Source organism: Pseudoalteromonas sp. PA2MD11 (genome assembly GCF_017808125.1).
GTDB classification, from domain to species: Bacteria; Pseudomonadota; Gammaproteobacteria; order Enterobacterales; family Alteromonadaceae; genus Pseudoalteromonas; species Pseudoalteromonas simplex.
The window spans coordinates 42,284-69,130 of the sequence record NZ_JADKNF010000001.1; the positions used below are offsets into that span (position 1 = coordinate 42,284).

A 26,847-nucleotide genomic window follows, 5' to 3' on the forward strand; every position below is an offset into this window, starting at 1 on the left:
AATATCAAAATTAGTTAAAACATACCAAAAAAAAATTGCTTGGTCATGAATTACCGTACTTTGATTACAGAACAATTTGTAATTAGCCTGTTTTATGAACAAAAAGAGGTGTTTAAATTGCATTAAGTAAGGATTATTTGACAGCTTCGCAATTTGACTAAAAAAATAATCGGGGCTTTTGTTTACTTCCGCCTTTTTTTTCTTAGAATCGGGCGCATAGACATCGTATTGAAACGTTTTTAGGAAAAACCATGAGTGACGCAAAACACTGTAAACTATTAATCTTAGGTTCTGGCCCTGCGGGCTACACGGCAGCGGTATACGCAGCCCGTGCTAACCTTAACCCTGTTCTTATCACTGGTATTCAGCAAGGTGGTCAATTAACGACAACCACTGAAGTTGAAAACTGGCCTGGCGATGCACACGGTTTAACAGGTCCAGCATTAATGGACCGTATGAAAGAGCATGCTGAACGTTTCGAAACTGAAATCGTTTTTGATCACATTAATAAAGTTGATGTTTCAAAGCGCCCTTTCACTTTAACTGGTGACTCTGGCACATATACATGTGATGCATTAATTATCGCAACTGGCGCGTCAGCTAAATACTTAGGTTTAGAATCAGAAACAAACTTCCAAGGTCGTGGTGTTTCTGCTTGCGCAACCTGTGATGGTTTCTTCTACCGTGGTCAAAAAGTAGCGGTTGTAGGCGGTGGTAACACTGCTGTTGAAGAAGCACTTTACTTATCAAATATCGCTGATGAAGTTCACGTTATCCACCGTCGTGACAGCTTCCGCAGTGAGAAGATCTTAGCTGATCGTTTAAAAGAAAAAGCTGAAAACGGTAACGTTGTTTTACATTACAACCGCACATTAGATGAAGTGCTTGGTGATGAAATGGGCGTTACTGGCATCCGTATTAAAGCAACTGATTCTGAAGAAACAGAAAACTTAGATCTTGCCGGTGTATTCATTGCAATTGGCCACAAGCCAAACACTGACATGTTTGAAGGTCAGCTAGAAATGAAAGACGGCTATTTAGTTGTTCAATCTGGTTTAAACGGTAACGCAACACAAACAAGTGTACCAGGTGTATTTGCTGCAGGTGACGTGTCTGATCACATTTATCGCCAAGCAATCACATCAGCAGGTACTGGCTGTATGGCTGCACTTGATGCTGAACGCTTTTTAGATAACCTATAAGTTAGTTGATCTAAAGCACTAAATACTGGGGGCTGTTGTAAAACAGCCCCTTTTTTATAGCTAAAATTTTGTTAAAATCAGAACAAAGAACAACGACAAGCTGATATGATCAAGCAACTGTACCAACTCTCGCCCGAGACTGTTGATTTTCCAGACCCAGAACTCGCTCTTGATGAGCCCGATGGCCTGCTAGCAATTGGCGGTGATTTATCAGTTGAACGCATTAAAAATGCCTATAACACAGGTGTTTTTCCTTGGTTTAGTGACTATGAGCCCATCATGTGGTGGTCACCTAGCATGCGCGGCGTTATTGAGCTAAATGAATTTCATGTCAGTCGTAGCTTAAAAAAGCATTTGAAGCGTTTTCCTGTGCGTGTCACCATAAATCACGCATTTGCCCATGTTATCAATGCTTGCCGTGAGCAACGTATCGATGCTGAAGGTACCTGGATCACAGAGCAAATGATGCATGCCTATATTGAAGCGCACCATCAGGGGTTAGCACACAGTCTTGAGATTTGGCATGAAGATGAACTCGTTGCAGGTCTGTATGGCATTATGCAAAACGGTATTTTTTGTGGTGAATCAATGTTCCATCAAGTCAGTAATGGTTCGAAACTGGCGATGTGGGCATTAGTAAATTGGCTTAACAAACATCAAGCCCATTTTATTGATTGCCAACTAGAAAACCCTTATTTAATCACTTTAGGTGCAAAAGTTATCCCACGCGAGGAATTTTTAACTAGACTTAAATTAGCACACAGTTATGTGCCTAAAAAAGATATGTGGCAACCACAAGAGTTGATTAATATTTATGACTGAGCACTTACCCGCTAGGCTTGGTTTAAGCCAGCAATTTGATTGCAGTTATTTACCCGACCGTCAGGAACAACTACTTGTTATACTTGATCCGAGTTGTTATTGCCCTGATAAATTTGAACAATTATTAGCATTAGGCTTTAGACGCAGTGGCGACCAAATCTATCGTCCTCATTGCCCTATATGTAATGCCTGTAATTCAGTGCGCGTTTTAGCCCAACAATTTACTCCTTCAAAATCGCAAAAGCGCAAATTAAATAAAGCGAAAAAAGTTTTCACCGTTAGTTATAGTGAATACGAGCGCGCAGAATATTACCCGTTATATTGCAAATACATCACGCAAAGGCATCAAGATGGTTCAATGTTTCCGCCTGATCAAAGTCAGTACGAAAGCTTTTTGTTTTGCCAGTGGCTACCCGTTACGTTCATAGAGTTAAGAGATGGCGATAAATTAGTTGCCGTTGCGGTAACCGATTGCATGACCAATGCCCTATCAGCGATTTATACCTTTTTTGATCCCGATTATGAGCAATACAGTATTGGTAGCATCATGATCATGGAGCAAATTAAATTTGCAAAACAACAAGCAAAACAATTTGTCTATTTAGGTTACCAAATCGACGAATGCACTAAAATGAAATATAAAACCCAATTTTTGCCTGCACAAAAGCACATTGGCGACGAGTGGTTGGCGATTTAATTTACAAAATTGAGCCCTGTAGCTTTACTTATTGCTGTATTTTCGGCAAAATCTGCAGCGTTTAACTATTAAAGAGGTGTTACGCTAAACATGGCGAAAGAAGACGTAATCGAAATGCAAGGTACGGTCCTTGATACTTTACCAAATACAATGTTCCGAGTTGAGCTAGAAAATGGTCACGTTGTTGTGGCTCATATCTCTGGTAAAATGCGCAAAAACTACATCCGCATCTTAACTGGCGACAAAGTAACCGTAGAAATGACTCCTTACGATTTATCGAAAGGTCGCATCGTATTCCGTGCTCGCTAAGTTAGTGCGTTAACGAGAGATTTAGCTTTTTGCTGCTTTGAATGAGCAGGTGTGTTTATTACAAAGAGCTAAAAGCGTTTGTTAAATGGTGTTAAAACTAATTTAGTTTTAATTCCATTTAATAAACAAAAAGCCCAGCAATTGCTGGGCTTTTTGTTTTTAGCTAAAAACAACTTAAGCTGTTTCTAGGCTAGTTTCAAAGTCAAAGTGGATTTTCTTATCTTTCACAGATACTTTAACCGAACCACCATCGGCTAGCTCACCAAACAAGATTGCATTTGCCAGCGGCTTTTTAAGCTCATCTTGAATAACACGCGCCATTGGGCGTGCACCCATCGCTTTATCATAGCCTTTATCTGCCAACCACTCTCTTGCTTTGGATGTAAGTTCAAGGTTAACCGACTTCTTATCAAGTTGCGCTTGTAACTCAACAATGAACTTATCAACCACTTGCAAGATAATCTCTTTCTCAAGGTGATTAAACCAAATGATATTATCTAAGCGGTTTCTAAACTCAGGTGAAAACACTTTGTTGATTTCACTCATCGCATCATGAGAATGGTCTTGTTCGGTAAAACCAATCGACTTACGTACAGTCTCTTGAACACCCGCATTCGTCGTCATCACCAATACAACATTTCTGAAATCGGCTTTACGGCCGTTGTTATCAGTAAGTGTACCGTGATCCATTACTTGCAGTAGAATGTTGTAAATATCTGAATGTGCTTTTTCAATTTCGTCCAGTAGTACAACTGCATGCGGGTTTTTAATTACCGCTTCAGTTAACAAACCACCTTGCTCAAAACCAACATAGCCAGGAGGTGCACCAATTAGACGACTGACCGCATGACGTTCAACGTATTCAGACATATCAAAGCGAATAAACTCAACACCCATACACTTAGCAAGCTGCTTAGTGACTTCTGTTTTACCAACCCCTGTTGGGCCTGCAAATAAGAACGAACCCACTGGTTTGTCTTCGTTAGCAAGACCAGAGCGCGATAAACGAATTGCTGAAGTCAACGCATCGATTGATTGGTCTTGACCAAACACTAGCATTTTCAGGTTACGGTCAAGGTTTTTAAGCGTCTCTTTATCGCTAGATGAAACGCTTTGCTGAGGAATACGCGCCATCTTAGATACAATTAGCTCGATATCAGCCACGCCAATTGTTTTCTTACGCTTAGAAACAGGCTGTAAACGTTGATTAGCACCAGCCTCATCAATAACATCAATAGCCTTGTCTGGTAAGTGACGTTCATTTATGTATTTAGCACTAAGTTCTGCAGCTGCTTTCAATGCTTTTTGTGTGTAACGAATACCATGGTGCTCTTCGTAACGCTCTTTTAAGCCGTTAAGAATCTTCGTGGTATCAGCCACACTTGGTTCAAGCACATCAATTTTTTGGAAACGACGCACTAGCGCACGGTCTTTTTCAAAGATATTCTTGAACTCATTATAAGTAGTCGAGCCCATGCAGCGCAGTTTACCACTTGAAAGTAGCGGTTTGATTAGGTTCGATGCATCCATTACCCCGCCCGATGCTGCACCGGCGCCAATGATGGTATGAATTTCATCAATAAATAAAATTGAACCTGGTTTAGCCTGTAACTCTTTAAGTAGCGATTTGAAACGTTTTTCGAAGTCGCCACGGTATTTAGTACCCGCTAATAACGCGCCCATATCGAGTGAGTAGACCACTGCATCGGCAATCACTTCAGGTACTTCTTTGTTTACAATACGATAAGCTAAGCCTTCAGCTATGGCTGTTTTACCCACCCCTGCTTCACCAACCAATAGCGGGTTATTTTTTTTACGACGACATAACACTTGTACTGTGCGTTCAACTTCGTTGTCGCGGCCCACTAATGGGTCAATATTGCCATCAATGGCCTGTTGATTCAGGTTGGTCGTGAAGTTTTCAAGCTTAGTTGGCTCTTCACCTTGCACTTCTTGCACTTCTTCATGAATGTCATCGTGATCTTCACCGCCAATGTCGTCATCTGTTTTAGAAATACCATGCGAAATGAAGTTAACAATATCTAAACGATTAACATCTGATTTTTTAAGTAAATAAACTGCTTGGCTCTCTTGTTCAGAAAAAATTGCCACTAGCACATTTACGCCAGTAACTTCGTTTTTGCCTGATGACTGCACGTGAAATACAGCGCGCTGTAATACACGCTGAAAACCTAACGTCGGTTGTGTTTCTCTGTCTTCCTCAAGATCAGGAATAACCGGTGTTGTTTCGTCAATAAAATCTGATAATTCGACTTTTAATGCGCCCATATCTACGCCGCAGGCGTTAAGCGCTTCCCCAGCAGAAGGGTTATCGAGCAGTGCAAGTAAAAGATGCTCGACGGTCATAAATTCATGACGACGTGTTCTCGCTTCGCGAAACGCCGCATTTAAGGTTAGTTCTAAGTCTTTGTTTAGCATTGGCAACCCCTTACTGAGATAATATTTATATACCGTTGTGACGGGCTAATTAGTTCACCCTACCTTGGTATTTATTCCTGCTCACAACTACATAGCAGTGGATGCTCGTTGTCTCGTGCGTAACGATTAACTTGTTCAGCTTTGGTATGAGCTACATCGGCGCTGTAAACACCGCATATCGCTTTACCATTATGATGAACTTGAAGCATCACATCTGTTGCTCTATCGCTATCCATATTAAAAAACGTCATTAGTACTTCTATCACAAAGTCCATAGGCGTGTAATCATCATTATTTAAAATGACTTTATATTTTCGCGGTGGTTGCAATTTTTGCTTTTCACTATCGCGAACCGTTTCAATAACACCAGAATCTTTCATGCCACTCATAATTAAATATAGTCTTGTCTTTAGAACTCAAGCAAACTTGAATAAAAAAATAAATAAATTGTTAAAAAATAGTCTAAAACACTTGACTGACTGGCTAAATAAACTACAGTCAAATATAGATTGATTAATCATTAGTCAGTCTAGCAAATTACACGGTTTAGAATAACTAAATTAGTCAACTTATAGAAGGATGTAGAAGTATGGCTTGTGGAAAAGTCAAATGGTTCAACAATGCCAAAGGTTTTGGCTTCATCGTAGAAGACGGCAGCGAGACTGATATCTTCGCTCATTACTCAACGATTGTAATGGACGGTTATAAAACACTTAAAGCTGGTCAAGATGTAACATTCGAATTGCAACAAGGTCCAAAAGGGTTACACGCAACGAATATTGCGCCTAACGATGAAATCTCTTAGGTAAAACCTATGCGAGTATCAAGCGAGCGACCTTGTTAAGTTCCTCGCTTACTCTTCCACTAAAATTTATCCTTACACTTACCTTGAAATTCCATTTGTTTACCCCAATTGATTAATTGTTATTAGCCCTTTAGAGCCAAGCTTGTTACACTCTTGTTGCTTAAATTTAGCTTTTTCGTCATTTTGACGTAAGGCTTTTGGCTAATTTCATGATTTGCTTATTTGAGCTATAAGAATTTTACAGTCTGTCAGCTGTGGTTATTTTAATACTTTGTATTGAGTGGCAACAGCTAACAGACTGCTTGCTGTTGTTTTATCAAGGCACCTAAAGCTTGGTAATTCAAAGCTATCTATTGCATTGTTGAATATGGCTAATTAAGGGTTACTGTTAGCAGTCATTACCAAACATTACGCCAACTATCTAGGAATGATGATGACATCAAAAATTATCTATACTAAAACAGATGAAGCGCCAGCTCTTGCGACGTATTCATTGTTACCAATCATCCAAGCGTATACAAACGCTGCTGGTGTTGAAGTTGAAACTCGCGATATTTCATTAGCGGGTCGTGTAATTGCAAACTTCCCTGAGTACTTAACTGAAGATCAACGTATTGATGATGCACTTGCAGAATTAGGTGAAATGGCTAAAACACCTGAAGCTAACATTATCAAACTACCTAATATCAGTGCTTCTATCCCTCAGCTACGTGCAGTAATCAAAGAGTTACAAGAAAAAGGTTACGCACTACCTGACTACCCTTCAGAGCCAAAAACTGATGAAGAAAAGAAAGTTAAAGCAACTTACGACAAAATCAAAGGTTCTGCTGTAAACCCTGTTCTTCGTGAAGGTAACTCTGACCGTCGTGCTCCTGGTTCAGTAAAAGAATATGCGCGTAACAATCCACACTCAATGGGCGCATGGAGCAAAGATTCGCAGTCTTACGTTGCTAGCATGGAAGACGGTGACTTCTTCGGTTCAGAGCAATCAGTCACTGTTGCAGAAGCAACTGATGTGCGTATCGAGCATGTTGCTGAAAATGGTGACATCACAGTTCTTAAAGCAAGCACACCATTACTAGCAGGTGAAGTAATTGACGCTTCGCGTATGAGTGCTGCTAAGCTTCAAGCTTTCCTTGCAAAAGAAATTCAAGCAGCAAAAGACAAAGGCGTGTTGTTCTCATTACATATGAAAGCAACGATGATGAAAGTGTCTGACCCAATCATCTTCGGTCACGCTGTAAAAGTTTTCTTCAAAGACGTTTTCACAAAACACGCTGATCTTTTCAAAGAACTAGATGTTGACGTAAACAACGGCTTTGGTGATGTATTCTCAAAAATCGAAAGCCTAGATGCAGCTAAGAAAGCTGAAATCGAAGCGGATATCCAAGCGGTATACGACAACAACCCTGCTATTGCAATGGTTGATTCTGACCGTGGTATCACTAACCTTCACGTACCAAGTGATGTGATCATCGATGCATCAATGCCTGCTGCAATCCGTTCTAGCGGTCAAATGTGGAATAGCGAAGGTAAATTACAAGACACTAGCTTTGTCATTCCAGATCGTTGTTACTCAGGTGTTTACCAAGCAACTATCGATTTCTGTAAAGAAAATGGTGCATTCGATCCAACAACTATGGGTAGCGTACCTAACGTTGGTCTTATGGCTCAAAAAGCTGAAGAGTACGGTTCACACGACAAAACGTTCGAAGTAGCAGCAGCTGGTACAATCCGTGTTGTAGACACAGCTGGTACAACTTTACTTGAGCATGCTGTTGAGCAAGGCGATATCTGGCGTATGTGTCAGGTGAAAGACGCACCAATTCAAGATTGGGTTAAACTTGCTGTTAACCGCGCTCGCGCAACGGGTACGCCAGCAGTTTTCTGGTTAGACGAAAACCGTGCACACGATGCTGAGTTAATCAAAAAAGTTAACGCGTATCTGCCAAACCACGATACTGATGGTCTTGAAATCCACATTTTAGCACCTGTTGAAGCAACTAAATTCTCTTTAGAGCGCATCAAGGAAGGTAAAGACACTATTTCAGTAACTGGTAACGTACTACGTGACTACCTAACTGATTTATTCCCAATCCTTGAGCTTGGTACAAGTGCTAAAATGCTTTCAATCGTACCACTTATGAATGGTGGTGGTTTATTCGAAACAGGTGCCGGTGGTTCTGCGCCTAAGCACGTTCAACAATTCGAAAAAGAAAACCACTTACGTTGGGATTCATTAGGTGAATTCTTAGCACTAGCGGCTTCTTTAGAGCACTTAGCAGTTAATGCTGGTAATAAGAAAGCGCAAGTACTTGCTGATACGCTTGATAAAGCGACAGGTACTTTCCTAGCGGAAAACAAATCACCTTCACGTAAAGTGAAAGAGATTGATAACCGTGGTTCGCACTTCTTCCTTTCATTATTCTGGGCACAAGAACTTGCTGCACAAAATGATGACGCGGAATTAAAAGCACAGTTCACGCAAATTGCTGCTGATCTTGAGTCTCAAAAAGACCAAATCGTTGCTGAGTTAAACGATGCACAAGGTCCTGCTATGAGTGTTGGTGGTTACTTCCAACCAAATGATGAGTTAGCATTCAAAGCGATGCGCCCAAGCTCTACATTTAATGATATATTAGCAAAGTTAGTTTAATCTCAAACTAAGATTACGAAAAAGGGTTATCAATTTGATAACCCTTTTTTATTGGACTCTGATCGCGAGCCATTTAGTGAGGTTAATTAGAAAAAACATTACATAAATAAGTGCTCTTTTACTGAAATAATAGCTTGTTCTATGGCTGTATTTTTAACAGGTTTAGAAACAAACAAGTCCATACCAGCTCGCTTACATGCAGCCTTATCATCGGCTGAAGTATTAGCTGTCAAAGCAACTATGTAAGTTTTATGTACCGGGCAAATTAGCTCTTCTCTTAAAATACTAGTTGCTTCAATACCATCCATTTCAGGCATTACACAATCCATAAATATTAGATTGTAGTTATTTTGTTTGCACTTATTTATCGCATCAATACCATCGCATGCATAATCGGCAGTTAAACCTAACTTTTCTAAATGGGCTTTTAGAACAAAACGATTAATTTGATTATCATCAACAACAAGTATCGACAATGGCAAGGTTGAAAAGTCAATATTTGCGGCAGTAATAAGGTCAGACGTCTGAGCTACTCCCCTTTTTAAAGTTAATTGAATATCAAAACAACTTCCTTTGCCGTATTCGCTAGTAACTTTAATAGAGCCGCCCATGTAGTCAATAAGTTCCTTAACTATTGCAAGGCCAAGCCCTGTACCACCTTTTTTACGCTCTTTGTTTACTTCTTGTGTAAAGGGAGAGAATAGTGACTTCATAAAAGATTCTGACATGCCGACACCACTATCACTTACCCGCAGATTTAGAAGCACATCATCACCTTGTTGCTGTGCGACAGCGCGCAATTTAATATCACCTTGCTCAGTAAATTTTAATGCGTTGCTTAACAAGTTAGACACTATTTGGGTGATCCGCGTGTTATCACAGTAAGTCCAGCACTTATCACTGATATCAATATCAACTTCAAAATTTAAGTTCTTTTCTTGGTATAGCGGTAAATATAACGAAGCAAGGTCAACAAAAATTGTCTTTAACAAGAAATGACATGGCTCTAGTTTCAGCTCTCCATGGTTAATTTTCGAAAAATCGAGAACTTCATTAATAATATTAAGCAATATATCGGCGCTACGAAGCGCAACTTTCAACTTCTCTTCACGCTTTTGCTCAGATTTCTCATAAAGCAAAGTCGTCAACATGCCAGTTATACCATTCAACGGAGTACGTAATTCATGACTTATTTTTGCAAGTAAAATACTACGATCTTCTAAGGTGCGTTCTGCGTCAGCCTTTTGCTTTTTAAGTTCTTCTCGCAATAATACCGATTTAGTAATATCTTGAAATGTACCTATTAATCTTACGCACTTTCCGTTTTTGAATTCAGGTTCACCAAAAGTGGATACCCATATAGGTTTACCTTTCGCTGTGATCAATTCAATTTCGATATTCCACTGTTTTCCATCTTCAATAGCTTCTTTCACAGCAAGCTCAATGGCATCCCTACTTGGCCCTTTTTTGTAATATTCTATGGCATTATCAAGTAAGGGAGTAAAATCTTCTGGTACCTCATGGATCGCTTTTGTTTGTTTACTCCAATAAAGGCGATTTGATGCAAGATCTAACTCCCATGAACCAATCTTCGCAACTTTCTCAACTTGAGCAAGCATAGAGTTCTTTTTTATTAATTTTTTTGATGCTGAATTTCGTGCAAACTCATTTCCAAGCCATTGCGCAAAAAGCTCAACATAATCATGGGCATCATCATTAAAAGGCGGTGAAGGTTGCGGTGCAGAAAAGTTAAGAGTACCAAAGACTTTATTACCTACAAAAATAGGTGCGCCAATATAAGATTCTAGTTTGAAATTCAGATAACAAGGATGCTCTGCAATAGTACTTTTAGAGGCTTGATGAAAAGATATCGCTTTATTCGCTGTGAGCGTATGGGTGCAATACGTACCCGATAGTTCAAACTGAGTACCAACAGCAATTGCATCATCTGGAGCAATTACGTGTATGACCGTGTAAACATTATTTTCTACATGACTGATTATCGCAAAATCAAGATTAAATACATCTAGACCAAATTTTAGTAACTCAGTTATTTTCTCTGAGAAGTCAGTATTTTGATCAGAAACGATGTTGTGAAATTGGCGCAGAAAGTTCAACCTAGCTCCCTAGTTACACGAATTTTATTTTGCTTTAATAAGCATACCAAGAATTTAAAATAACAACAGTAGTAATCATAATTTATGACTGTATTTAAATTATTTATAATGACTTGCTCCTATTAAAAAAGCCCCTTTAAAAGGGGCTTTTTTCGCTATTTTAAGCTCTGTATAGTCGCCTTCTATAAACAAAAGGTAACAAAGCAATGAGAAATACAAAAACGCCACCGCTACTAGATTCAGCTTTATCACTATTGCTAGTAGTAGGTACATTTTTAACTGTAACATCTATCGATTGTTCTGTAGTTCCTTCCCCATCCGAAACTGCTACTTTGAATTTGAGCAATGAATCCTCTGAAACAGCTGGAGATTTGAATTTTAACGTTGCCGAATTCGATTGAAGAATATCAGCTTGAAGACCTTGCGTTTGTGTCCAATTGTAAGTTAACGACTGTGATTCCTTATCTGTCGCAGAAACGGTAATTACACCGTCTGCATTCTCATTAACTGTATAACTACTAGCAAGTTCAATAGTTGGCAATTGGTTTACATGCACGAATAGAACAGATTGTTCATGAACAAATTCCTCATAACCATCGTTAATGGTTAAAGAAATTGTCCCTTGCTTTGACTCTATTAGCTCTGACACTTTTAAGATTGCTATACTTTCATTTTGGTTTTCGATAGTAACTTCAGGTATTGAAATAGACCAGTGATACGTTAGCTCATCTGCGTCGCTATCTGACGTGCCTGACGCATCTAAAACGAAAGTATGCAGCTCTTCTATCGTTTCTGGAATAATAAGAGACAATGTTGGTGCGCTATTAAGACTTTCTTGTGCAAGTTTTGCGACAACCTCAACAAAACCATTTTTCACGCCGTCTAAGTCAAATTCACTACCATCTTCAATCCTAATCACTGAACAATTACTGCACTCAGCACTAAACTCGCTGTTTTCAATTATCTCTACCGATTTCCAACCACTTAACGTTAGTACGCGTGCTTGTAGCTCATCGCTCAATAAAGCGTTTTCAAGCATTGGTAAAGCAAGGTCTACTGATTCTGTTCGCTGAGCGAGCTCAACATTGATGTTTATCATGTCACTCTTCAATTGGAAATGAGGATCTTCAACCCTCATCTCCGTGAAGGCATCAAGCAACATCTCTTCAGAGACATTCATATTTTCTATGAAGTGCTCACTGTGAGTGCGAATAACGTCACCTGCTCTGATGATATGGAAAACATTGTTCGTATATACATAAGAGTCAGATGCGAGTACCCCCTTCGAGGTGTTTGCTGAATTATCTAAGAAATCAACAATTCCATCACCATCACTGTCGCCTATCCACTCTATGCTATCAGGGATATTATCACCATCGGTGTCCGCACTTTCATCATCAAAGATAACATTATTAATTAATGGCACGGTCTCAGTTTTAGTCAGAACCGACTCACCATTTTGTAAAATGTCATACTGTAAGGTAATGTCTCCTTGCCAAGTATCTTCAATACCAAAATAGCCACTCCAAATTGATGTGTCATACATATACACGTCAACTTCATTGAAGACTTGTTCACCAGATAATAATGTTACTTTTAGCTCTAAACTTTCATAATTTGAAAAGCCATATACTTGAATAGAAAGGTCGGCACTATTTCCTTTGACCAAACTTGCCATTTTTTTACCATTTTGTTTATAAGTAGCGCTGATACTGCGCGGAGCATCTTCATCTAAATGAATTATTTCAGATTTACTAAATTCCCCTGTATAACCGCCGTCGTATACTTCAAGCTCAATTGAATCGATTGACGATTCCAAGATACTTGGGAAGACTACATTCTTGATCCCTTCAATACTGTAGTCACCAACATAATGGCTATAATTTCCAGCACTTAAATTTAACCCCAAATAATCATATAGCGGTTTACCTCTTACATTAAGCGCAACGACGGGCAGAGCATTTCGATAAGCATAGGTATAAGGCTGAATATCAATACGAGGATTTATATGTAGGTTTATTGTGCCTGAAGCTGTATTACCAGCATTATCGCTTGCGATAATATCTACAGAGTAACGCCCTGACTCAAATTCTATATCTAACCCAGACGCGACAGTTATTTCTTTGATACCTGAGACCCTATCAAAAACAATAAACTGCTCTAGCAAAGTTTCAAACAATTGTTCTTCAGTAAATTCGCCGTTCATAGCGACGACATCATTTCGGATGGTTGGAGCCGTCGTATCAGTAACATAGAAAGTTTGCACAGCTCTTGCGCTATTCCCTGCAATATCTTCAGCGACCCAAGTTACTTGATTCTCACCATAAACTAGCGTTCTAGATAAAGGGTATACCTCAACCGCTGCTCTATTGTTATCAGTAACCTCAGGATAAAGACTTCTAGGAATAGATGTGTTTTCATAGACACCTTCAATTGTCACAGGTGTCAAATCAGAGAAAACAGGTGGTAAATTTTCTCCTAAATTTGGATCATCTGGATGACTATCCTCACTATCAACCACACCATCTGAATCAGTATCTTCAGCAGTTGGGTTAGAACCGATTTCAAACTCAGTTAAGTTAGTCAAACCATCTCTGTCTAAATCTTGACTTGCATCGTATGAGTCAAGAACATTTAAGCCAAATTGATACTCCCAAAAATCTGCAATACCGTCATTGTCGCTATCTAAACTAGTATCAACCTCTGAAACCCACATAACTCTATCAATAAAGAATGAATCATAGCGGTAAAAATCAGCATCAACTAGATTAAATTTTATGACGTTGAAGCCATCAGTGACAGGTATTAGTAAACGAGACTCATTATATTGAACCTGAATGTTTTCGTTGTTTAGTTGAACATTAAAGCGGTCATATTTGTTAACTCTATAGTCAATTGTGATAAAACCCTGCTCAAACAAGCCAGCAATAGCAAAACCTGCATTTACTTCTGTATAATTTTCGCCATCAAATTTAGGATTGAAAGAAAGGCTATTCACTCCGTTAGAAGACCAAGTACTACTTGAAATCCAGTCAACATTATTTGCTGCTAACACCGTAAAGCGGTTAGGTAATCCTGCACTTTCAAAGCTTTCGAAAAGGTTATTAATTGCTGAAGGCGTTGAAGCGTATTCTGAAGGCGAGCTTTGTGCATAATACTCTTGTACGTCTGTATAACCATCTTCATCTAAATCAGCACCAGTAACATTTGCATTAATCGGTGAGGTCATAAGTACATTTACTTCGTAACCGTCAGGAAGTTCATCTCCATCACTATCCGAATGCCTAGGATCTGTTCCAATACCATACTCTTGCAGAGCTGTTAATGCGTCATTATCGTAGTCAGAAGATGCATCATTAGCATCAGTTAAATTAAGCCCATTTTCAACTTCCCAAAAATCTGGCAACCCATCACTATCTGTATCAGCATCGCTCGTTTTAGCAATAAACTTAAAATTATCTAGCCAAACAGCATCCTCTCCAGTAGATATTGATCCATCTTTTGAATATGAAAAATCAATAACGTTAACACCTTCGGGGATTTTAACAATTACCGACCCTTCTTTAGTCCCAGCGATCCACTCAATATCACTGTTTGAACCATTAATTTTCATTATAAAAGAGTCGCAACATTCTTCAGACTCTATTTTATAGTCAAATACAAGGTATGCTTCAGCGAAGACGCCTGTAGCACTGAATGAGCTCATTTGACCATCTGAGATTTTACCGGAGCGAATGCTTTGCGAACCATCGGTAGCAAAACTATTATCAATGTACCAATCTGCATTGTTCTCTGATGAATGGTTAAACCATTGAGGTAGTTGAGAGTCTTCAAATGAACTAGTTAGATTCAATTGCTCTGGAAATGACGCTGCATCTTGTGGGTCTGTTTGTAACTGAAACTCGGTGTAGTTACTAAATCCATCATTGTCACTATCAAGCATTGCATCAGTAGAGTCTGTTAAATTTAGACCATGCTCATATTCCCAGCCGTCTGGAATTTGGTCTCCATCTGTATCAAGGTTATTAGGATCGCCCTGATTTAAAAATTCATTGAGGTTACTCAAACCGTCATTATCATTATCCAATGATGCATCGTCTGGATTCGAAGGATCTAGTCCGTGTGCAACTTCCCAAGAGTCGGGTATTGAATCACCATCATTATCAGCAAATTCATTACTGATATAAATGTTATCAATGAAAACTGTATCTAAGCCTGATGATACAGAACCATCTTTAATGTAAGCGAATTTAAGTGTATTTAAGCCTACAGGAATAACCTGCTCGAAAGAGCGCCAATCGGTAATACCAGAATCAATAACAATTAATTGCTCGTTTAGGTATACATACAAATGGTCAAAACCTGCTTCTGTAGAAAGTTTATAAATGAAACTTAAATACTTAGTCTGGTCTGTTACAAAGCTGTATTCAAAACTAGTCGCTTGACTATCGTCAATATCATTATTAGCCAAAGAGAAGCTATAGCTTTCATCTATTTGTGACGTTACCCATGGCGTAGAAGGATCTGTAAAATTAAAACTTTCAGGAACAAGGTTATCGTTAAAGTTAAAAGAGATTGTTGCAGGAATTGAAGGCGTAGAATCAGCATCCGTTGGGTCTGAACCTAATAAAAATTCAATTAGGTTAGTGAAGCTATCTTGATCTAAGTCACTTTGTGCATCTGCACTGTCTAGTGGATCTAACGTAAAATTGACTTCCCAACCATCTGTCATTTTGTCGTTATCAGAATCTGGATTAGTTAAGCTCGTTTGATATTCATGATGTTCTTGATAGTCCGTTAGGCCATCGTCATCTGTATCAGAATTATTTGGCAACGAATTTAATCTGTATTCTTCTAGGTTGCTCAATCCATCTTCATCAAGATCACCTGCTGCATCTGTAGGGTCTGATGAGTCAAGTGAATATAACAGCTCCCAGTTGTCATCCATTTCATCGTTATCATTATCAATGAATTGGATGTTATTACATACAACGCCTACCGTATTGAATGCATCAACAACATCATTTGCTGCATAACCTAAATCTATGGCGCTGTTTATTGCACCACATGCTCCATCGATAAAGTCAGTTGAATTAACCCAATAATTTTGGTTTGCGTAAAGCATAATTTGAAAAGCTTTTCGCGGATCCCACTCAGGCTTATTTGCAAGTAAATAAAATGCTCTGTTAAATACACCACTACTGTAATGGACATCAATGCCAGAATAAAACTCTGATGCATGGTCTATTGAAATACCATCATTTGACGGTGTTTCAAAATAACGCAATGCAGTTCTATTTTTTGTGATGTCGGCACCCGACAACCAATCTGTAGTGCCTCTGACAAAGTATTCAGCAGTTTCACCAGCCATGTCTGAAAAAGATTCATTTATCCCGCCTGATTGGTCAAAATAAAATAAATTAGAATTTTGTTCTGTTACACCATGACTTACCTCGTGAGATACAATATCCAAAGATACTAGTGGGTAAAAGCTATCAGCACCATCACCAAAACTCATTGCAGAGCCATTCCAGGTGGCGTTTTCCCATCCATCTCCTTGGTGAACACGCAGTAATAATTTAAAGGTCAGGGGCGCCGTGTTGTACCATTGCTCATACATATCAAACACTGATGTACCAAATGCATGCGCATCGTTTAAAGGCGAATAGGCACCATTGACCTCTTTGTGAGTATTTCGATCACACGGGAATGAAAACGCAGATGATGGCTCACTGCCTGACTCCATCGAAACAGTTTTCACTTTATCATTCTCTAAAAAGCATGTTTCTCCTACTTGAGAAACTGCAAAGGCAGGATAATCTTCGCCATATTCATAACGGCCAACTTTCTCATTCCCCCCAGGACCCATCGCCTGTGTGTGCTTAATATTATTCCACGCTTTATACACTTCATAAGTATTTTCATTGATGATAGCTGAAGGCTTTGACTCATGTTCGGCATTTAAAATTTCAAGTTCAATTAAATATGCGTAATGAGCTTTATCATCCTTAACATAAATATAACGTTCTGATTTTATAAGCTTATATGGCAAGTCTAATGACAATTTAGCAGCTTCAAGTACTGCGTTAACTGCAGTATCTAAATCAAATTGATTGTTCGCTCTTAATTGTAATTGCGCATCATTGATGCCGGTCGCAAAAAAGCCACTCATGTGCTGTGACTTCTCTTGAACACGAATTTGCTGACCCCAAATAGGAATACCAGAGTAATACTGCTGCAGAATTTTATTTGATGTGCTTTTTCTTAACACACTATTAGAGTGTTGGTGAGTAGAAGTAATCTCTTCAAAATAAGAGCCTTTTATTTGGCTTTTTTGAAGAGTCTGATTCATTAACAACAGGTTTTGAAGTTGAGGCTTGTTAGATGGACTTACCCTTTCGACTGTTGCAGCTTGAAGAGAGTATGCACTGAACATACTAAAAACTGCAGCACCTGCAATTAATCCCTTATGCATAATAGTTCCTTAAATACATTTTTTACTTATTATCGGGACCAAAATACCAAAAATAAACACAATCTGCACCAATTTGTTAAGCTCACATTAATGAATTAGCTAAAATTTCGAATCCATATATCAAAACTCAAACTGGTAAAATACTCAACCTCAGTCAATACTTTATCATTACAGGTTAGTAATTTTAGGCTGTCGCTATTTCAATGTCGCTGAGATTTAAATTCATCTTTTTGCTATCTACCATTTTTTTAGTTGTGGTAGCCAATACCTTCATTGTCTATGTATTAGATAAACAAGGTCAGGATAAGCTTGAGGCAGTGATCCATACTCATGATGTGCTCGATGAATCAGAAAAGCTCTACAATCAAATAACGAACGCAGAAACCGGGCAACGTGGTTATTTATTAACGCAAGATCTGAACTATTTAGAACCCTACTACGCAGCACTTGAACAAGTTAAACAACATTTTTTAGCCATCAATAGACTAACGCTAAGTAACCCCGAACAACAAAATACACTTGCAGTAATAGATGAGTTAGTCGACAAAAAGTTAGCGGAGTTAGCGTTAACTGTCACACTTGTAATGCAAGGCACACCTTATGCCCTTGAAGAAGCTAAAGAGATTGTGTTAACTGATGAGGGTAAACAGTATATGGACCAAATCCGCAAGCATATTTTACTGTTTCAAAATATTGAACGTGCCAAGCTAGAACAGCAAAATGCTGACTACCATAGAAACAGACTATTTATAACTCGGTTTGTTACTTTGCAAATACCACTAATAGTGACCTTGTTAGTTTTTTGTGCTTTTTATATTAATTCAAGGCTTTTTAAACCTCTTAAGTTGTTAATTCAAAACACTGAACAACTAGAAAAAGGCGAAAGACCTAAAATGTTGACGATTAATTACAACGATGAAATTGGTTTTGTGTTAAAACGTTTTGCACGCATGAGTGACATTGTTTATAAACGAACGAGCAAGTTAAATTTTCAAGCTAGTCATGATCATCTTACAGGTGTTTTGAATAGAACAGAACTAAAGCCTGCATTAAAGCAAGCCATTTCTACTTGCTCTAAAGACAGTAAGCTGGCCGTTATATTTATAGATATCAATAAATTCAAAAAACTGAATGATGAGTATGGTCATTTAATTGGTGACCAAATTCTCATTGAAACCGCAAAACGAATTACGTCATCTGTTAGAGCTGATGATGATGTATATCGTTATGGAGGAGATGAATTTGTCATAATTACACATAATATTGCCAAATACAGATACGTTAATGCGATGATCACTCATTTATTAGCACGTTTTGACAATCCTTTTGTACTCGAACAGCTGACATTAAATATTTCATTAAGTATTGGAGTAGCCCTCGCTCCTGATCACAGCCTAAATCATCAACATCTACTTAAACTCGCTGACCAAGCAATGTATCACGCTAAGCATGAGTCAAAGAATAGTTATCACATACACAACAATCGCGGCTAGAAGACTAATCTAAATTACTGCTTTATACGTATAAATTTGCAAAAAGCCCCATCACTATGTATAAAAAATACACACAAATTTTAATTAAGGTAGCACTATGCATATTTTATTAACAGGTGGAACAGGCCTCATTGGTAGACATTTGTGCCCTTTCTTACTTAATCACCACAAGGTTACTGTGCTAACACGCAATCCGATACAAGCTGCTGTGATACTGACTCATCAGGTACACACTGTTAAGTCGTTAGATGAAGTCAATTTTGAAGAGATTGATGCTGTCATTAATCTTGCAGGAGAGCCAATCGTCAATAAACGTTGGAGTGAATCGCAAAAGCGCACTTTACTTAATAGCCGGATTAATCTTACCCAACAAATCTCAAAAGCGATTAGCCGCTGTGAGTCCCCTCCTCACACATTCATTTCTGGCAGTGCGATTGGTTTTTATGGCCGTCAAGAAAACCAGCCAATCGATGAAAGCTTTAATGATATTTACCCTGAATTTAGCCATGTCCTTTGTCGTGATTGGGAGCATGCCGCAACGAAAGCACACGGTGATCAAACTCGCGTTTGCTTGCTGCGTACAGGCATCGTTTTAGCAAAACAAGGGGGAGCTTTAGGTAAAATGTTGCCAGCTTTCAAGTTTGGTTTTGGTGGCCCTTTAGGTCATGGTCGTCAAGGGATGTCGTGGATCCATATTGACGACATGATCCAACTCATTCTTTTTGTGCTTTCACATCAAGAGATTCACGGACCAATTAATGCCACCGCGCCAAACCCCGTTGATAATAACGAATTTAGTCAAACACTCGCAAATGTGATTTCGCGTCCTGCCATGTTGCGTATGCCTAGTTGGGTTCTCAAATTGATGATGGGAGAGATGTCAGATCTTCTACTTCATGGTCAATTTGTGCTTCCCAATAAATTACTTAATCACAATTTCCGCTTCCATTACCCAACATTGAAGCCCGCATTAGAAAGTCTGAAATTATAGTTACAATGTACTGGTTGATAAGATTCAACTAATACATAATAATTAACTTGATTTTAGTCGAGTGATTATCCAGGGAAAATCATGATGCATTTACCCACCATAATCAGCATTTCAATTTTATTGAATGTGATTATTGGGGCGTTTCTACTGTCTTTATATTTCTTGAGACAACAAGCAAGCTATTTATATTGGGGTAGTTCGTGTTTACTTTTCGTATTTGCGCAGATCACCGCATCTCTGCGTGTTTTTATCGACTTCCCCTTAATTACCCATTATTTGGCTGATTTACTCATTATTTCAGCGCCTTTAGCTGCAATTTTAGGGATCCATGCTTTCAGTCAGATAAAAAATACCATAAAGCCTGTGCATTTGTAGTGATTCTATCCATGCTGATATTGCTGCCAGTGCATGACTCCCCGTTAAACCAAATAATCACCACGGCCATTATCGCCATATGCTTTAGCTACGCTGCTTTTGCCCTCAGAAAACTACAGGTTGAGCGCATCATGCATCTTGCTTTACTAAAACTATGCTTTGTAATTCATGCTTTAATTATGCTTTTACAGTTTTCGCTTTTAGTTTCGGATTATCAAGACATTATTGATACTGATTTAACTCACATTCTCGCGGTCATTCTGATAAGCCATATTATAATTACCACTCTAACCGCCATGATCTGGCCATTAATGATGTTTTTAGAATCAGAGCAAGTACTAAACGATCTAGCAAATCGAGATCCACTTACTGGATTATTAAACCGTAGATCATTTATAACAATTAGTAACAGCTACTTAGAACAAGCTAATCATAACCTGACTGAACTCTGCGCTTTGATGATTGATATCGATTTCTTTAAAAAAGTAAATGACCAATATGGACACGAAACAGGAGATGAAGCACTCAAATGGGTTGCAAAAAAGATTAAAAGCCAACTACGTGAACACGATTTGGTGGCCAGAATCGGTGGTGAAGAATTTGCAGTCATACTACCTAGCACCACTCAAACTCAAGGCGAAAGCCTATCTGAACGAATTCGTTTAGCGATACACAACGATCGTTTTTTTTATCAAAACCAAGCTCTAAAGCTTACGATCAGTGTCGGTATTATTACACATAAATCGGGCACCAATAATGTCAATGAATTGCTCGCAGAAGCCGATAAAGGTTTGTACAAAGCCAAGTCAAATGGCCGAAATCAAGTTGTAACTATGGCATTTTAAATGCGGTAGTTAGAATCTTTAATTTAAGCTTTCATTGAGTAGGTTTAGCTCATTAGTGACCCACTGTTTATTTAAACATTGTTCTAAATTCAACTGAGCAAATTTTAAAAAGCTACGCGCCGCATGCGATAAATGGCGATCGGTGCGTACCACAAAATACCAATGACTAGCTAAATTGACATCTTTTACATCTAACATACAAAAACTTGTATCATGGGGTGGCAATACGTGGCGAGAAACAACACCTAGCCCCATTCCTGAACCAACCGCAACCCGAATAGCTTCGTTACTTGCCATTTGCACTGTGTTGCTTAAAACAAAGCCTCTGCTTTGCAGTTCACTTTCAAACAGCATTCGTGTGGCAGATCCAGGCTCTCGAAGCAAAAAACGTTCAGATACTAAGTCTTGTAATGTGACCTGAGTCTGACTCGCGAGCGCATGGTGGGTTGGTGCAATAAACACTAATGGGTTTTGTAAAAACCGTCCTGCTTTTGCATGTTCTAATGAAGGTGGATGACTAAAGACATAAATATCGTCTTCGCCTCTTTCAAAACGGGCTAGCACTTCAGCCCGGTTACCTATTTCAAGGGGTAACTCAACATGAGGGTGTAAATTACTATACGGACCAAGTAACTTAGGCAAGATATATTGCGCGGTGTTAACCATGGCTATTTTACAGCGCCCTCTCTCACCACCTCTAAGCTCAGCAAGATAATCTTGATAGTCATCAAAGTGACCAAACACCTGCTGACAAGTTTGAAATAAGGCAAAACCCGCTTCAGTAACATGAATTCGCTGCTGATTAACCATCACTAATGGCTCATTGACTGTTTCTTGCAGGCGCTTAATTTGCTGCGAAACCGTTGGTTGCGTTAAATGTAATTGCCTTGCTGTTTCACTAATTGAGCGTGTTTTTACAACGCACATGAATACCTCGAGTAAACGAAAAGAAATATGCCTTAAATCCATAAAATCAAACCCATAGATAAAAACCTATAGGATATTATCATTTATTTTATTATTTACTATGTGATTTTTTATCTAGAATAGCGGCGCTTTTTAATCAAGAGGAGAACAAAGTGCCTGATATTGTTGTAATGTTTTTTGTTTTAGGAGTCACTGCCGGATTACTTCGCTCTGACCTAAAAATTCCGCAAGCGACCTATGAAACTCTTAGCCTATTGTTAATGCTCACCATTGGCTTAAAAGGAGGTATGGTGCTGCATGGCAATTTGCATTGGCAACTTCTACCAGAAATGGGCGCTGTATTACTACTTGGTGGCTTAATACCATTGATGCTGTTTCCTATTTTAAACAAACTGCTAAACCTCTCTGTTGCTAATAGCGCAAGTATTGCTGCCCATTACGGCTCAGTAAGCGCAGGTACATTTGCAGTTGCTTTAGCCTATGCTGAATCGAATTCACTTAATGTAGGTGCTGAAGTCACTCTGTATTTAGTAATGCTTGAGTTACCTGCGATTATTGTTGGATTGTTACTGTATCGCCGCCTTGGTAATGGTTCTGGACAAAACCTTTCTCTAAAAGCACTTTGGCATGAAACACTTACTAACAAAAGTGTCATTCTGCTAGTTGGTGGTGTAATTATTGGCATGATGTACGGGACGCAACAAGGGAGCCAAGTAACGAGTCTCTTAACGAACAGCTTTAAAGTTGTACTGGCACTATTCCTACTTGAAATGGGTTTAATGGCTGCACAAACTCTGCGCCCTATTCCATGGCACCAATGGCGATTAGCATTATTTGCTCTTATAACACCAAATTTATTAGGTGCAATCGGGGTCTGCGTTGGTACTGCATTACAACTAGAATTAGGCTCTGTGGTAATACTAGCAAGCCTAGTTGCAAGTGCCTCTTACATAGCAGCCCCTGCCGCGATTAAAGCAGCCATACCCGATGCAGACATTGGTTTAGCCATGTTATGTTCTTTGGGCATTACCTTTCCTTTCAATGTATTAGTAGGAATTGGCTTATACCATCAAATAGCATTATTTATGGGCTAAAAAACGGTCACACCTTAACTTTATTAATGAGATCTTCTGAAAAGTCGTTTAATATAAACAAAAAAGCAGCGCAAGGACATGCTATGTTTAATCAAACGCTCAGCACCGAGCAACAGCATGTGAGTGATATTTTTAAGCGCATATGTACGCTTTGTAAGGTGCAAAACTATGCTGAATTAGAAAGGCACTTATCGTTAACATCAGGTTTTTGCGAGCAAAGTATTGAAATTGCTGCAGTGCCTTATGAACTAATTGATAACGTGGCTAAAGCTTCTGAAGTTAGCTTTGATTCACTACTTAATGGTAGCGAACAAACCACAGTGACACTTGATGGGGCGTTACTACAAGCAGTAAGTAACGGTATTATTAAGAGTATAAAAAAGCTTTCTATGGCAGGGCTAATTAAAGGTGATAATCACACTCATGAAGCCCTTAGTCAGCTTGCAGATATTCAGCTAAAACAAATAAAAAATGAGCTCAAAATACAAAGCCAGGTTAAATAACCTGGCTTTTTACTAATTCTTACCTTTGTACATTTTATCGTAGATATCGGATATATTATTTTGTTTATCGTAGTAGCGCTGCAGCTCCCCAAGCGATAACTCTTTTATTTCATTACTATCAAGCCCAACAGGCTCTGCTAACTTAAAGTCTGCAGCTTGCGGTGAATTACCCATTAAGGTGGCAATTTCACTCTTTAACTGTTCAGCTTTATTAAATAGTTTAATTGCTTTGCTGATATCTGTTTCATGCTCAGCTTGTAACGTGCACCAAACCACCTCAACAGACTTAGACCTGATTTGATCTTCAAAGATATTTTTGCGCGCAATCAACCATGTACTTGCAATCAGTAAGATGGCTAAAACGACAATGGCTATGTAAATTAGTTCAAGCATTACGATCCCTCGGTAAACTAAATGTTACTATACACCCAAACTTGGTCCGCAATACATCAGGAAAAAGCATTATAAATGAAGTTATAGGACTGAAAAACATCATAAATTCATGTTAACTTTTTGTTCCAAAAGGCCAGCTTGGACTAAGTAATAGTTTTAATTTGGTTTTCAAAAGACCCGGAAACAACATTACAACAGCAAGGACAATACTAATGTAGAGCACAATAAAACTATACATGTAGTGTATGTAGGCGTGTTCTTCTTGAATGTTTAAGACAACAAACTTAACCCAGACAATTAAATGTGCGATTGTCACTACGATCGTGAGCTTGAATACACTTAAAAACAGCTCTCCATACTTATAGCTGAATCGCTGATGTAATTTGTATAGGATATATAAACTTAAGAGGTTTATCCCAGCCACACTCAGATAAACATTTTGAGCAATTCCACTTTCACCGGTTTCTTGAACGTATATAAGTACTTTTTCCATAAGTAGAGATGTAAGCTGATATTTAAACACAACCACGGCTATTGATAAGAAATCACTGAAAAGCTCTCTATTTCGTAGGGCTCTATAAAATGATAGGACTAAAGCAACTGCATAACTTATTGCAATGATTACCTGCACTGAAAACACTTTATGAACAGCTGTTGCTACAAGCAACTCATTGTATAATTCGACTAAATATTGCATGAATCATCCTACTAAAGATGTTCATAATCATAATCTTATAGCATAAAAAAAACCAGCTCTTGGCTGGTTTTCTTTACTTTATATTAATTTTCTTTTTTCTTTGGGTTAAGAATGATTATCCCACCAGTTCCCTGTAATTCTTGATTTTTCTTTTTCGGGTTTAGAATAATGATTCCACCAGTACCTTGAAGTTTTGTTGTATCAAAGCTAGGAGCTGGTGCTGCGTCGAATGCTAAAGTAGATAGTAATAAAGCTGATAAAGTCATTTTTTTGTTCCTTCATTGTTAAAGATAGTTTTCGTTAGCAAATACCGAGCCACTACAATAAAAATTTAGGTAAAAACTAACGACTAGACCCTATATAAGCATAAAACCTAGCCGTTAGGCTATTTTTTATACCGCACATGTATATAAAACGACCACTAAACAGCATCAACACCTTTAACTCTATAAACTAACAAGTCTCTATGCCATAATTCTGTCAATTCAAAAATAAGTCAAAGCGGCCCTACGCTTAGCAAGGTTTAATGCATGGCATATCCAGAACAACAGCAACCAACAATTTATTGGCACGACTACGAAACATTTGGCGCTAGCCCGCAAAAGGACCGCCCGAGTCAATTTGCTGGTATTCGTACCGATCTCGATTTAAATATTATTGGTGAGCCGTTAATTGAGTATTGCAAGCCAGCTGCCGATTACTTGCCCCACCCTGAAGCGTGTTTAATAACGGGTATTACCCCACAAGTTGCGATGCAAAAAGGTTTAGTCGAAGCTGAGTTTATGGCAAAGATCCATGCTGAATTTAGCCAACCTAACACCTGTGTTGCGGGCTATAACAGTATCCGTTTTGATGATGAAGTCACACGTTACAGCTTATACCGTAACTTTTATGACCCATACGAGCGTGAATATAAAAACAATAATAGTCGCTGGGATATTATTGATTTAGTGCGTGCCTGTTATGCACTACGCCCAGAAGGCATTGAGTGGCCGCTCAAAGAAGACGGTACGCCAAGCTTTAAGCTCGAGCATTTAACCGTTGCCAATGGCATTGAGCACGCTGCTGCTCACGATGCATTAAGTGATGTAACAGCGACTATTGCACTGGCAAAGTTAATAAAAGAAAAACAACCTAAGTTGTATCAGTTCTTCTTTAGCTTACGCTCTAAAAAAGCACTGGCTGATTTAGTTGATGTATTTAACATGACACCATTGGTGCACACCTCATCACGAATTCCAGCAAGCCAAGGCTGCACCAGCTGGATTGCACCAATGAGCTTTCACCCAGTCAATAAAAACGCCATTATTTGCTTTAATTTGACTGAAGATCCGCAAGTGCTATTAGATTTATCAGTTGAAGAGCTACGCACGCGTCTTTACACAAAACACAGCGACCTTGGCGAAGACGAAGCACCGGTAGGCTTAAAACTCGTGCATTTAAATAAGTGCCCTATTCTCGCACCAGCAAAAACCTTGTTACCTGAGAACGCAGCCCGTTTGGGTATTGACCGCGAAAAATGCTTACAAAATCTCGCTATTTTAAAAGCCAACACTGAGCTTCGCGACAAAGTAACCGAAGTGTTTAACGAGCAGCGTGATTACGGCGAAACCACCAACCCTGACTATCAACTTTATGATGGTTTTACCAGCCATGCAGATAAAGCTAAATTTGCCATTATTCGAGATGCAAGCCCTGAGCAATTAGCCACAATGCAGCTAGATTTTGATGATAAAAAGTTTGCTACCTTGTTATTTAGATATCGCGCTCGAAACTGGCCACATACACTAAGCCAAGATGAATTAGCAAAATGGCGCCAGTATTGCCAAAACAAGCTAATGCACGGTGAAGATAGCCCGTCGATCAGTGGCCAAGATTTCATGATCACTCTTGAAAATCTGGCTCATGAAAATGATGATAACGAGAAAAATCTGCATATATTAAAAGCGTTGTACAATTACGCACAAAGCATGTAATAAAAAACGCGACAATCATTGTCGCGTTTTT

The 26,847-nt window shown here is 38.8% G+C and carries 21 protein-coding genes; 13 read left to right on the forward strand and 8 right to left on the reverse strand.

The window, feature by feature from the left end:
* The first annotated feature begins 251 nt into the window (after positions 1–251).
* The 4 genes from trxB (at position 252) to infA (ending at position 3,030) form a co-directional block, all read left to right on the forward strand.
* Positions 252–1,202, forward strand: coding sequence for a thioredoxin-disulfide reductase (gene trxB / locus ISP07_RS00140; protein ID WP_054551466.1), 951 nt, complete (start codon positions 252–254; stop codon positions 1,200–1,202).
* 105 nt (positions 1,203–1,307) lie between these two features.
* A complete protein-coding gene (gene aat / locus ISP07_RS00145; protein ID WP_166340356.1) occupies positions 1,308–2,024 on the forward strand; it encodes a leucyl/phenylalanyl-tRNA--protein transferase in 717 nt (238 codons plus the stop codon).
* A complete protein-coding gene (locus ISP07_RS00150; protein WP_209326431.1) occupies positions 2,017–2,721 on the forward strand; it encodes an arginyltransferase in 705 nt (234 codons plus the stop codon). The genes aat and ISP07_RS00150 overlap by 8 nt, the downstream gene beginning before the upstream one ends.
* A 90-nt stretch (positions 2,722–2,811) precedes the next feature.
* On the forward strand, positions 2,812–3,030 hold the full coding sequence (gene infA, locus ISP07_RS00155; RefSeq protein WP_002962494.1) for a translation initiation factor IF-1: 219 nt from the start codon (positions 2,812–2,814) through the stop codon (positions 3,028–3,030).
* Between the two features lie 174 nt (positions 3,031–3,204).
* On the opposite strand, the gene clpA is transcribed toward infA, so the two are convergent.
* Both clpA and clpS read right to left on the reverse strand, forming a co-directional pair.
* Positions 3,205–5,469 carry an ATP-dependent Clp protease ATP-binding subunit ClpA gene (clpA, locus tag ISP07_RS00160; RefSeq protein WP_054561665.1) on the reverse strand — a complete coding sequence of 755 codons (2,265 nt, stop codon included), beginning with the start codon at positions 5,467–5,469 and terminating at the stop codon, positions 3,205–3,207.
* A 71-nt stretch (positions 5,470–5,540) separates the two neighbouring features.
* Positions 5,541–5,849 (reverse strand): ATP-dependent Clp protease adapter ClpS, encoded by a 309-nt coding sequence (gene clpS / locus ISP07_RS00165; protein ID WP_161804337.1) that lies wholly within the window; start codon positions 5,847–5,849, stop codon positions 5,541–5,543.
* A gap of 209 nt (positions 5,850–6,058) precedes the next feature.
* On the opposite strand from clpS, the gene cspD reads away from it, so the two are divergent.
* Positions 6,059–6,274, forward strand: coding sequence for a cold shock domain-containing protein CspD (cspD, locus tag ISP07_RS00170; RefSeq protein ID WP_036968098.1), 216 nt, complete (start codon positions 6,059–6,061; stop codon positions 6,272–6,274).
* A gap of 433 nt (positions 6,275–6,707) precedes the next feature.
* Positions 6,708–8,930 carry an NADP-dependent isocitrate dehydrogenase gene (locus ISP07_RS00175; RefSeq protein ID WP_209326432.1) on the forward strand — a complete coding sequence of 741 codons (2,223 nt, stop codon included), beginning with the start codon at positions 6,708–6,710 and terminating at the stop codon, positions 8,928–8,930.
* Between the two features lie 98 nt (positions 8,931–9,028).
* On the opposite strand, the gene ISP07_RS00180 is transcribed toward ISP07_RS00175, so the two are convergent.
* A complete protein-coding gene (locus tag ISP07_RS00180; RefSeq protein ID WP_209326433.1) occupies positions 9,029–11,047 on the reverse strand; it encodes an ATP-binding protein in 2,019 nt (672 codons plus the stop codon).
* Between the two features lie 160 nt (positions 11,048–11,207).
* On the reverse strand, positions 11,208–17,522 hold the full coding sequence (locus tag ISP07_RS00185) for a M4 family metallopeptidase (RefSeq protein WP_209326434.1): 6,315 nt from the start codon (positions 17,520–17,522) through the stop codon (positions 11,208–11,210).
* A gap of 203 nt (positions 17,523–17,725) precedes the next feature.
* Between ISP07_RS00185 and ISP07_RS00190 the strand changes: the two genes are divergently transcribed.
* The 4 genes from ISP07_RS00190 to ISP07_RS00205 all read left to right on the forward strand — a co-directional run bounded on the left by ISP07_RS00190 (position 17,726) and on the right by ISP07_RS00205 (position 21,226).
* A complete protein-coding gene (locus tag ISP07_RS00190) occupies positions 17,726–19,015 on the forward strand; it encodes a diguanylate cyclase domain-containing protein (RefSeq protein WP_209326435.1) in 1,290 nt (429 codons plus the stop codon).
* A 97-nt stretch (positions 19,016–19,112) separates the two neighbouring features.
* Positions 19,113–20,006 carry a TIGR01777 family oxidoreductase gene (locus ISP07_RS00195; RefSeq protein ID WP_166340362.1) on the forward strand — a complete coding sequence of 298 codons (894 nt, stop codon included), beginning with the start codon at positions 19,113–19,115 and terminating at the stop codon, positions 20,004–20,006.
* A gap of 81 nt (positions 20,007–20,087) precedes the next feature.
* Positions 20,088–20,381 carry a hypothetical protein gene (locus tag ISP07_RS00200; RefSeq protein ID WP_209326436.1) on the forward strand — a complete coding sequence of 98 codons (294 nt, stop codon included), beginning with the start codon at positions 20,088–20,090 and terminating at the stop codon, positions 20,379–20,381.
* A gap of 11 nt (positions 20,382–20,392) precedes the next feature.
* Positions 20,393–21,226 (forward strand): GGDEF domain-containing protein, encoded by an 834-nt coding sequence (locus tag ISP07_RS00205; RefSeq protein WP_209326437.1) that lies wholly within the window; start codon positions 20,393–20,395, stop codon positions 21,224–21,226.
* 18 nt (positions 21,227–21,244) lie between these two features.
* Here the strand turns inward: ISP07_RS00205 and ISP07_RS00210 are convergent, their stop codons facing one another.
* A complete protein-coding gene (locus ISP07_RS00210; protein WP_209326438.1) occupies positions 21,245–22,195 on the reverse strand; it encodes a LysR family transcriptional regulator in 951 nt (316 codons plus the stop codon).
* A 110-nt stretch (positions 22,196–22,305) separates the two neighbouring features.
* Here ISP07_RS00210 and ISP07_RS00215 point away from each other — a divergent pair, with 110 nt between their 5' ends.
* Positions 22,306–23,247 carry a sodium-dependent bicarbonate transport family permease gene (locus ISP07_RS00215; RefSeq protein ID WP_209326439.1) on the forward strand — a complete coding sequence of 314 codons (942 nt, stop codon included), beginning with the start codon at positions 22,306–22,308 and terminating at the stop codon, positions 23,245–23,247.
* An 83-nt stretch (positions 23,248–23,330) separates the two neighbouring features.
* Positions 23,331–23,750 (forward strand): hypothetical protein, encoded by a 420-nt coding sequence (locus ISP07_RS00220; RefSeq protein ID WP_138600521.1) that lies wholly within the window; start codon positions 23,331–23,333, stop codon positions 23,748–23,750.
* 12 nt (positions 23,751–23,762) lie between these two features.
* On the opposite strand, the gene ISP07_RS00225 is transcribed toward ISP07_RS00220, so the two are convergent.
* From ISP07_RS00225 to ISP07_RS00235, 3 genes are all read right to left on the reverse strand, one after another.
* The gene (locus ISP07_RS00225) at positions 23,763–24,143 is read right to left on the reverse strand and encodes a hypothetical protein (RefSeq protein ID WP_209326440.1); all 381 of its coding nucleotides are present in this window, start codon (positions 24,141–24,143) and stop codon (positions 23,763–23,765) included.
* A gap of 112 nt (positions 24,144–24,255) precedes the next feature.
* Positions 24,256–24,840 carry a hypothetical protein gene (locus ISP07_RS00230; protein WP_138600517.1) on the reverse strand — a complete coding sequence of 195 codons (585 nt, stop codon included), beginning with the start codon at positions 24,838–24,840 and terminating at the stop codon, positions 24,256–24,258.
* 83 nt (positions 24,841–24,923) lie between these two features.
* On the reverse strand, positions 24,924–25,106 hold the full coding sequence (locus tag ISP07_RS00235) for a hypothetical protein (protein WP_062564539.1): 183 nt from the start codon (positions 25,104–25,106) through the stop codon (positions 24,924–24,926).
* Between the two features lie 264 nt (positions 25,107–25,370).
* Here ISP07_RS00235 and sbcB point away from each other — a divergent pair, with 264 nt between their 5' ends.
* A complete protein-coding gene (sbcB, locus tag ISP07_RS00240) occupies positions 25,371–26,816 on the forward strand; it encodes an exodeoxyribonuclease I (RefSeq protein ID WP_119851959.1) in 1,446 nt (481 codons plus the stop codon).
* The last annotated feature ends 31 nt before the right edge of the window (positions 26,817–26,847 follow it).